This window comes from Oleiagrimonas sp. (assembly GCF_027858935.1).
In the GTDB taxonomy this organism is placed as follows: Bacteria; Pseudomonadota; Gammaproteobacteria; order Xanthomonadales; family Rhodanobacteraceae; genus Oleiagrimonas.
The window spans coordinates 1-5,947 of sequence record NZ_JAQIBU010000043.1 but is presented as its reverse complement, the minus strand read 5'-3'; the positions used below and the strand labels follow the sequence as shown (position 1 = coordinate 5,947).

General features: G+C 63.6%; 4 protein-coding genes and 1 pseudogene. 2 read left to right on the top strand and 3 right to left on the bottom strand.

Going from position 1 to position 5,947, the window contains the following annotated elements:
• Nucleotides 1-158 (bottom strand): histidine phosphatase family protein (locus PF446_RS01580; protein WP_298069026.1); only part of this gene is annotated, 158 nt, incomplete at its 3' end.
• A 176-nt stretch (nt 159-334) separates the two neighbouring features.
• Here PF446_RS01580 and PF446_RS01575 point away from each other — a divergent pair.
• Entirely contained in the window at nt 335-3,490 is a 3,156-nt protein-coding gene (locus tag PF446_RS01575) for an efflux RND transporter permease subunit (protein WP_298069023.1), read from the top strand.
• A gap of 20 nt (nt 3,491-3,510) precedes the next feature.
• Here PF446_RS01575 and PF446_RS01570 read toward each other — a convergent pair whose 3' ends face one another.
• Entirely contained in the window at nt 3,511-4,830 is a 1,320-nt protein-coding gene (locus tag PF446_RS01570; RefSeq protein WP_298069021.1) for a glycosyltransferase, read from the bottom strand.
• Between the two features lie 82 nt (nt 4,831-4,912).
• Here PF446_RS01570 and hemF point away from each other — a divergent pair, with 82 nt between their 5' ends.
• Nucleotides 4,913-5,827: an oxygen-dependent coproporphyrinogen oxidase gene (hemF, locus tag PF446_RS01565; RefSeq protein WP_298069020.1), complete on the top strand. Its 915-nt coding sequence runs from the start codon at nt 4,913-4,915 to the stop codon at nt 5,825-5,827.
• Here hemF and PF446_RS01560 read toward each other — a convergent pair.
• A pseudogene (locus PF446_RS01560) lies at nt 5,824-5,947 on the bottom strand (IS481 family transposase); the annotation flags it as partial. The gene hemF and the pseudogene PF446_RS01560 overlap by 4 nt on opposite strands.

The following is a 5,947-nucleotide window of genomic DNA, read 5'->3' as shown; positions in this document are numbered from 1 at the left end:
GCCACGTCAAAACTGAGACCGGCCTCGAGCAAAAGCCGACCCGCCTCGTGCGCTTCGGCCACACCTTGTTCGGTCAGGTCCACGTCGGCCCAGCCGGTAAATCGGTTCTCGAGGTTCCACTGGGATTGTCCATGACGGATCAAGACAAGCGTGTACATGGTGAATTGCATTCCAATGGCGCGCTGGCGCGCAGAATCCATCATGTTGATGGCCCCCGTGCAGAACGTCAACGAAGTGTCCTTCCGGCGGACGGTCCAGCGCCAGCAATGAGTTGCGGCATGTGCATACGAACAGCGCGAGCCGTCCGCGCGCCCCTGCGCGCACACGGGCTGCAATGAACATCATCTCCTCGATGATCCGACGCCCGATCGGTATCACCCTGCTGGCCATAGGCCTGTTCCTGGGGGGCATCGTCTCGTATGCCCAACTGGGATTGGCGGCACTGCCACAGATGGACTTCTCCGTGATCTTCGTGGCTGCATCGCAACCCGGAGCCAGTGCCGCAACCATGTCGACCACGGTCGCATCGCCTCTGGAGCGCTACTTCGGCCGCATTTCAGGCGTCCAGAACATGCGCTCGGTCTGCCACGAGGGCTCCTGCGCCGTGATCCTCAATTTCGGTGTCGGACGCAACATCGACGATGCCGCTCGTGAAGTTCAGGCAGCGATCAATGCCGCCGCACCCGAACTGCCTTCAAACCTACCGGTGCCCCCGCAACTGTTCAAATTCGATACCAGCCAGATCCCGATCCTGATGCTGAGCCTGACCTCACCATCAATGACGACGACCCGGCTCTATGACATGGCGGACAGTCTCCTGATGCCGCGCATTGCGCAGATTCCGGGGGTCAGCCGCGCACAGATTTTCGGCGCCGCGCCACCCGCCATTCGCGTGGACATGAATCTGGACGCGCTCAGCGCCAAGCACATCTCCACCAACGAGGTGAGAAATGCGCTCACCGCGGCCAACGTCAGCTCGCCACAGGGCATGCTTTCGGACGGCAAGCAGCAAATGATGGTGCAGGCCACGGACCAGCTGCATACGGCCGCGGACTTCAGGAAGATCATCATTGCCACCCGAAACGGTAGCGTGGTGCGCCTGGGTGATGTCGCACACGTCTACAACGGTGCCGAGGATGCGCACCAGGCCGCCTGGTTCAACGGCCATCGCGCGGTGATGATGCAGATCAACAAGCGACCGGGAGCCAACGCCCTGGACACGGTCGCCGCGATCAAGGCACGTCTGCCACAGCTCAGGGCCTGGCTCCCGGCCAGCGTCACCATCACGCCCACGTTTGACCTGACCCAGACCACCCGGTCGGCCTTCCATGAGGTCCAGATCACCCTGCTGCTGAGCGTGGTGCTGGTGGTGCTTGTGATGCTGGTGTTCCTGCGCCGGATCGGACCCACCCTGATCGCAGCCATCAGCGTACCGCTGTCGCTGGGCGGCGCGTTCCTGGTGATGTATGCCCTGGGATACACGCTGAACAACCTGTCGATGATGGCGCTGGTGCTGTGCATCGGGTTCGTGGTCGATGACGCCATCGTGGTCATCGAGAACATCGTGCGCCACATGGAAGCCGGCGAGTCACCGATGCAGGCTTCGCTGCACGGTATCCGAGAGATCGGCTTCACAGTGATCTCGATCACCATATCGCTGCTGGCCGTGTTCACACCGCTGCTGTTCGAGGACAGCATCTTCGGCATGATCATGCGCCAATTCTCGGTGACCCTGGCCGCGGCCGTGGTGGTCTCGGCACTGGTATCACTGACCCTGACCCCGGCGCTGTGCGCCCGCCACCTGCGCCATTCCAGCCTCCCCCAGCACCACGAAACAGGGCGCTGGAAGGCGTTTTTCGAGCGCTTCGATAGTGCCGTCCTGGAACTTTACCGCCGCTCGCTCGACTGGGCCCTGCATCACCGGCGCATCATGCGCTGGCAGCCGATCGTGCTGATCGTGCTCACCTTTGTGCTGGGCTATGCCACGCTCAAGACCGCCGGTGGCGCGTTTCTTCCGACACAGGACAACGGCATGCTGCAGATCAACCTGACTGCAGATACCAGCATCGCGCCCGGACTCATGATGCAGCGCCAGCAGGAGGTCGCCAACGTGGTGGCAAACGATCCCTCGGTGCAGGATGTCACCTCGCTGCCGGGCAACCCGAACATGGGTGGAGCCATCGGAAACAACGGCCGCATCTTTGTCACGCTGAAGCCACTTGGCGAGGGCTCCGGTAAACGCCATGAAGATTCGCAACAGATCATCGAACGCCTGCGCAAGCAGTTGGCCCGGGTGCCCGGCGTGCAGTGCTACGTCGACAATGTGGGCCTGCAGTTCAATGGCGGTGGCGGTGGCGGCAAGGGCCAGTATTCGTTCCAGCTGCGTGGCGGCACGCCGGTGCAGTTGCAGACATGGACCCTGCGCCTGGAGGACCTGCTGCGCAAACTGCCACAGATGCGCGACATCGGAAGCGACTACGACAGCGTGGCCATCCAGCAGACCGTGCATGTCGATCGCGCCCGCGCCAGCCGCCTGGGCATCAGCATGGCCGCTGTGGAGTCGGCCCTGTATGGCGCCTTCGGGCAGCAGGCCGTGTCGACCATCTACTCGGATATCAACGACTACCGCGTGATCCTGAGTGCATCCGCGCAGCAGGTGATGTCACCGGCCGCACTGCTCCAGATCTATGTCGCCAACACGTCCGGAGGCATGGTCCCGCTGTCGGCTATCGCCAGCGTGACGCCGCAAGTGGTGCCTCCACAGGTGGTCCATGAAGACCAGGTACTGGCTGCGACCATCAACTATGGCCTGGCACCGGGTGTCGCCCCAAGCGCCGGAATTTCCATGATCGAACAGGCCGCCTTGCGCCTGGACATGCCGTCCGACATCCATGTCGATTACACCGGCGACAACCAGCGCCTGCAGGAACTGCAATCCAACATCGGCAGCCTGTTCCTGGCTGCCATCCTGGCGATGTACCTGGTCCTGGGCATCCTCTACGAAAGTCTGCGCCACCCCCTGACCATCCTCTCGACCCTGCCGGCGGCCTGCGTTGGCGCGGTCGCCGCCATGCTGCTCACACACACGCCGCTATCACTGATCTCGGCCATCGCCATGCTGTTGCTGATCGGCATCGTCAAGAAGAACGCGATCCTGATGGTCGACTTCGCCCTGGACGCCGAACGCAAACGTGGAATGGATCCCATAAAAGCGATCCGCGAGGCCGCACTGACGCGCTTCCGCCCGATCCTGATGACCACCCTGGTGGCGATGCTCAGCGCGGTGCCGCTGGCCATTGGCTTCGGTATTGGTTCGGAGCTGCGCCAGCCCCTGGGCATCGCCATGATCGGCGGCCTGGCCATCTCGCAACTGCTCACGCTGTTGTCGACCCCGGCCATCTACCTCGGGCACCATGACCGCGTGCAACGACGCGCTGCCCGTCGCGCCCGTCGCGCGCAACGACGCGCCAGCAAGCTGCAGTCCGCCTGACGCGGGTTGTTGGCTGGACCTCAATCGTGCAGGTCCGGCGAAAGTTCGCGCAAAATGATATCGGCAGCCGCGGCGGCTCCATCCTCGGCCGCCACCTGTTGACCCAGCCACTGCGCCCGCCGTGCATAGCCCGGTTGCTGCACAAGCTCGCGCAGGGCTTCGACCACACGGGCTTGGCGATAAGCAAGCCTCGACAACACCCGGCCCACACCCAGTCGCGCCACCCGGGCCGCATTGTCCGGCTGGTCCACCAAGTGGGGTACCAGCAACTGCGGTCGTCCGGCGCGAAGCGCCTGGGCCGTGGTGCCGATCCCGCCATGGTGGACAATCACACTGGCGCCTGGAAATACCCGGGCATACGGGGCGTAGCCGGTGATCATCACCCGATCAGAGGCCTGGGCGGCCCACTGCTCCGCGCGCACCTCGTCCAGCACCAGCAATGCGCGCGCGCCCAGCGTGCGAACGGCGGCCAGACTCTCGCGCACAAAGGCATCGGCGTCATGTACCGCAGAGGTGCCCTGGGTGAACACGATCGGGGCACTGCCCGCGGTAAGAAACTGCCGCAGGGCATCGGAAAGTTCCGCTGCCGCGCCAGTCTCGCGGTCATGGAATGCAAAGCCGACGATGGCGGTGTGCGCTGGATGATCCGGCTGCGAGGCACCGAAATGCGGCGAAAACAGGGCCAGCACGCCATCATCCGAGAACTGGCCCTCGAACAACGGGTGGCGCCTGGCGGGGGCCAGGCCGATTTCACGGCGCAGCCTATCGATGGGCCGCGCCCAGCGTCTGGCGACCCATTTGCCCAAGCCGATAAAAGCGCGCGCTGAAGACGGTCCGCGCCGGTAGATCCAGCGCGACAGGCGCGGCGTATTGGCAACCACGGGCGGGTCGAAAGCAGACCAGAACACCATCGGCTGCAGCGCCACACTGAAGTCCGGCAGGCCACGCTTCTCCGCCGCAAGCTTGGCGCCATAGGCTACCGAATGCGTGACCAGCGCATCCGCGTCGGCCGTGATCGCCATGATGTCATCATAGGCCTCACGCAACGCAGGCATCACGATGTGCGTGAGCAGAAACTGGGGCCGGCGTGCAATGGCCCTGGTGATCGCACGCTCGTCCATGCCCAGGCGCGTGAACACGTCCTGCATATCCGGTCGCATCGGTGCGAAATCGATGGCCTCGGCCTCGATTTTTTCACGATATTGCGGTGCCGCTGCCAACGTCACCCGCGCGCCGCGCTGCTGAAGCGCCATGGCCAGGGCCAGAAATGGATGCAGGTCGCCATGCGTGCCGAAGGTAGCAAGCACAACATGCGGGGAGAACGCGTTGCGGGTGGGCATCGATCGACTATCCCGTGCATCACCGCTGGCGTGCAAGCCCGGGGGACTTGCCTTGGCGGTCACACCGCCTGACACTGATCCAATGCACGATCAGACATCCCGGGTCGAAACCTTTCTGCTTAACCTCCAGGACCGCATCTGCGCTGCGCTTGAAGCCGTAGACGACGGCGACGGAGGCTTTGTCGAGGACGCATGGGAACGTCCCGAAGGTGGCGGCGGTCGCAGCCGCGTGCTGAAAAACGGCGATGTCTTCGAGCAGGCCGGGGTCAATTTCTCCAGCGTCAGCGGGGACACCCTTCCGCCCAGCGCGACTGCACACCGTCCCGAGATCTCAGGTGGCAGTTTCGTGGCTACCGGTGTATCGCTGGTCCTGCACCCGCACAACCCCTACGTGCCAACCACGCACGCCAACGTACGCTACTTCGAGGCACGCAAGCCGGGGGTGGACCCGGTGTGGTGGTTCGGCGGCGGTTTCGACCTGACGCCCTTCTACCCGTTCGACGACGACGTGAAGCACTGGCACCGGGTCGCACGCGACCTGTGCAAACCGTACGGCGAAGATGTCTACGCCCGCTACAAGCACTGGTGCGACGAGTACTTCTATCTCAAGCACCGCAATGAAACGCGTGGTGTCGGCGGACTGTTCTTCGATGATCTCAACGAGGGCGGCTTCGAACAATGCTTTGCTTTCATGCGCGATGTCGGCCAGGGCTTTCTGGATGGCTACCTGCCGATCGTCGAACGCCGCGTGCATGAACCCTGGGACGAACGCGAGCGCGAATTCCAACTGTACCGACGCGGACGCTACGTGGAATTCAACCTGGTCTACGACCGCGGCACGCTGTTCGGCCTGCAGTCGGGCGGACGCACCGAATCAATCCTGATGAGCCTGCCGCCGCGGGTGCGTTTCGAATATGCCTACACGCCCGCCAGGGGCAGTCCGGAAGCTCGCCTGGCCGAGTACCTCACACCACGCGACTGGCTTGCCGGCGACTAGATGTGTAAACCCAGCACGTTGTTCAGTGCCATCGGAATGCGAGTAATTGGTGGGCGGTAGCCGAGGCTGGCATGGAGGCGATGCCAGTTGTACTGATGCAGCCAGTGATTGAGGTGGGCG

Excerpts from the sequence above, each read along its gene's own strand:
- PF446_RS01570 (WP_298069021.1), bottom strand. The coding sequence starts at position 4,830 with ATGCCCACCCGCAACGCGTTCTCCCCGCATGTTGTGCTTGCTACCTTC.
- PF446_RS01575 (WP_298069023.1), top strand. The coding sequence starts at position 335 with ATGAACATCATCTCCTCGATGATCCGACGCCCGATCGGTATCACCCTG.
- hemF (WP_298069020.1), top strand. The coding sequence starts at position 4,913 with ATGCACGATCAGACATCCCGGGTCGAAACCTTTCTGCTTAACCTCCAG.